Origin of the sequence: Siphonobacter sp., from assembly GCF_048595215.1 — a bacterium.
GTDB lineage: Bacteria > Bacteroidota > Bacteroidia > Cytophagales > Spirosomataceae > Siphonobacter.
In genome coordinates this window covers 1-3674 of the sequence record NZ_JBMDWJ010000299.1, presented here as the reverse complement: position 1 = coordinate 3674, position 3674 = coordinate 1, and the positions used below count along the sequence as shown (strand labels likewise).

Annotated in this window: 3 protein-coding genes; all 3 read left to right on the top strand. The window is 49.2% G+C overall.

Going from position 1 to position 3674, the window contains the following annotated elements:
- A partial coding sequence (locus ACOJTG_RS18550) for an FAD-dependent protein (RefSeq protein WP_420155184.1) occupies window positions 1-456 on the top strand: 456 nt, incomplete at its 5' end.
- Between the two features lie 188 nt (window positions 457-644).
- Window positions 645-1280 (top strand): NUDIX hydrolase, encoded by a 636-nt coding sequence (locus ACOJTG_RS18545; RefSeq protein WP_420155185.1) that lies wholly within the window; start codon window positions 645-647, stop codon window positions 1278-1280.
- Window positions 1281-1537: 257 nt separating this feature from the next.
- The coding region (locus tag ACOJTG_RS18540) for a DNA gyrase/topoisomerase IV subunit A (protein WP_420155183.1) at window positions 1538-3674 on the top strand (2137 nt) is incomplete at its 3' end.

Here is a 3674-nt window from a genome sequence, read left to right as displayed (position 1 = left end):
GGTGCGTTGGCTGGCTTGCGGTACCAGCAGGAAGTGGAGCAGCGGGCCTGTCAGGCGGCGGGGGAAACACAACTGGCCCCTACCCAGCGGGTACAGGATTTTCTGACGGGTAAGGTATCGTCCTCGCTGAACGAGACTTCGTACCAGCCCGGACTGGTCGCTCTGGATTTATCGAGCCTCTTACCCGAAACCATTGCTCAACCCCTGAAGTTAGGCTTACAGGAATTTGGCAAACGCATGCGAGGGTATGCTTCTAACGAAGGCCAGCTCATTGGCGTAGAAAGTCGAACGTCTTCGCCCGTACGGATTCCCCGGGATCGCGAGAGTTATGAACACGTACAGGTTAAACGACTGTATCCCTGCGGAGAAGGGGCCGGGTACGCCGGAGGGATTGTCTCGGCGGCAGTAGACGGCGAACGTTGTGCCGAAGCCCTGGTCGATCGCTACCGCCGCTAAGCCGGAAAAGGGGCGGGGAATGGTTTTCGGGAATCAAAAGCTGAGATAAAAAATGAACGGCCGAATCCGAACAGTTTCAGTAACTTATGCACCCAAACCACGGGTGAGTTCCGCAAAGTATGTGCTGATTTTAGTCAGGAAGACGTATCTTGCAGGGCACACCCCGAAATTTCCTCACCAATATGAATCTGACTACGGCAACCTTCTCTGAATTCTCCCAGTCACTCAGCCAGCGATTGCAAGAGCCGCTGCCGGGTGAACTGGCCCATCAGAAAATGGCTTCCGGTAGTCGGACCCGCTTCAAAATCCAGCCCAACGAACGCACGCGGCAAAGTGCCGTTTTAATCTTATTTTATCAGTATCTGGGCAATATTTATCTGCCTCTGATTCTTCGGCCTAAGTACGAAGGCGTGCACGGTGGTCAGATGGCTTTTCCCGGTGGACGCATGGAACGAACCGATAAGAGTTTGATTCATACGGCCTTACGCGAAGCTCAGGAAGAAATTGGTATTAAAGCCAGTGACGTGAAGATCCTGGGTTCACTCACCAAGTTGTATATTCCACCCAGTAACTTCTGGGTATTACCGGTCGTCGGAACTCTGCCGTACCGCCCTGATTTTTATCCGGATCCCGTAGAGGTTGATATGATCTTCGAAGTAGAATTACTGGAGATGATGAATGAAGGCATTCTCGGCACCGAAAAACGCGAATCCAAAGGTTTCGTTTTCGACGCTCCCTATTACCTGCTACAGGAAAATAAAGTATGGGGTGCTACAGCCATGATGATTGCCGAATTATTGGTAGTCGTGCATGAAGCCCAGTAGAAGGAAATGAGTAAATTTTATATACAATTCTGAAGAGATAAGCGTTGGTTGGTGTAAAATATTCATTAAAATTCACTATCTTTACCCATGAGCAGAGCAGTCTGCTTCAAAAAAGGTACGATTCATCTGAAGTACTGATAAAATCCATGGTTACATTAAGGATCACGGAGTTAGCAGGGCAGATCCTTCAAAATACCAAGTGTTTTACCCCACGAATGGGGTCTGCTTCCCATTCGATTTGAACCCGTTTTTTACCCATGTCCGAAGCACTCGAACAGGAAGAATCCTTGCATCAGCAAATGTCCGTCGATGGGCTATATGAGCAATGGTTTCTGGAATATGCCTCCTATGTGATTCTGGAGCGGGCTGTACCCGCTATTGAAGACGGATTTAAGCCCGTACAACGTCGCATCCTGCACGCCCTTCGCGAGCTGGATGATGGCCGTTTTAATAAAGTAGCCAACGTCGTTGGGGCGGCCATGCAGTATCACCCGCACGGCGATGCCTCCATTTACGATGCTATTGTAAACCTTGGGCAGAAGTCATTGCTATTTGATTGCCAGGGAAACTGGGGCGATATCAATACGGGCGATAGTGCGGCCGCAGCCCGGTACATTGAAGTACGTCTGTCAGCTTTCGGTAAGGAAGTCGTCTTCAATGAAGATACCACCGAATGGCAACTGAGCTACGATGGCCGGAAACGCGAGCCAGTTACGCTACCCGTTAAATTCCCCTTACTGCTGGCCCAGGGCGTGGAAGGGATTGCCGTTGGTCTTTCCACCAAAATTCTGCCCCATAACTTCATTGAACTTTGCGAAGCTTCCATTGAAGTGCTGAAAGGGCATTCGATTTCCTTACTGCCGGACTTTCCGACGGGAGGTATGATCGATGCCAGCAACTACAATGATGGCCAACGCGGAGGCAAGGTACGCGTACGGGCGAAAATCCGCGAGCTGGATAAAAAGACGCTCGTGATCCACGAAATTCCGTACGGCACTACGACGACTTCCGTAAAGGACTCGATCATCAAGGCCAACGATGAAGGCAAAATCAAGATTCGTAAAGTAGAAGATCTGACGTCGAGAAACGTGGAGATTCACGTGCATCTGGCTCCGGGCGTATCCCCGGATATTACCATCGATGCCCTGTACGCCTTTACAGAATGCGAAGTAAGTATTTCGCCCAATGCCTGTATCATCATCGGCGATAAGCCCGTTTTTTCGAACGCTACGGATATTCTGCGAATCAATACCGAGCAGACGAAGGACTTGCTACGGCAGGAACTCGAAATCCGGAAGAACGAACTACAGGAAAAAATTCTCTTTTCTTCCCTGGAGAAAATTTTCATTGAAAACCGCATTTACCGCAAAATCGAAGAATGTGAAACCTTCGAAGCGGTAATTGCCACGGTGGACAAAGGACTGAAGCCTTATAAAAAGAATTTTTACCGGGAAATCGTAGAAGAAGATTTATTACGACTGCTGGAAATTCGCATCAAACGGATTTCTAAGTACGATACCTTCAAGGCCGATGAGGTCATGAAACGCCTGAATGACGAGCTGACCGAAGTGCTCGATCATTTGGCTCACCTGACCCGGTACGCGATTGATTATTACAAAAATCTGCTGAAGAAATTTGGGAAAGGTCGCGAACGTAAAACCGAACTCAAAAACTTTAATACCGTATCCGTAGCCGTAGTGGCGGCGACGAATGCCAAGCTGTACGTCAACCGCGAGGATGGTTTTATCGGTTTTGGATTGAAGAAAGACGAGTACGTCTGTGACTGTTCCGATATCGACGACATCATCGTTTTCCGCCGTGACGGGAAGTGCCTGGTGACCAAAATTCAGGAAAAAGTATTCGTCGGGAAAGACATTATTTTCTGCAGTATATTCCGAAAAGGAGATGATCGCCGGGTGTACAACCTGATCTACAGCGATTCCAAATCCGGAGTTACCTATGCGAAACGGTTCTGTGTAACGGCCGTAACCCGTGATCGGGAATATGATCTGACGGCTGGTAATCCAAAGTCTAAATTACTCTGGTTTACGGCTAACGACAACGGAGAAGCGGAAACCGTAGAGATCAAGCTTACGGCTTCCTGTACGGCCAAGGTGAAGCAGTTTGAGTGGGATTTTGCTAAACTCGCCATTAAAAATCGCGAAGCTTTGGGGAATCAGGTGACGAAATTCCCGGTTCGTAAAGTTGAACTCAAACGTACGGGGGTATCCACGCTGGGTGGGGTAGACATCTGGTACGATGCGACCATCAGCCGCCTCAACCGCGATAATCGGGGGCAGTACCTGGGGAATTTTGAAGCGAAAGATTCCATCCTGGTGGTGTACAAAGATGGGCATTACGAGTTGACCAGCTTTGAGCTGACGAATCGTTACG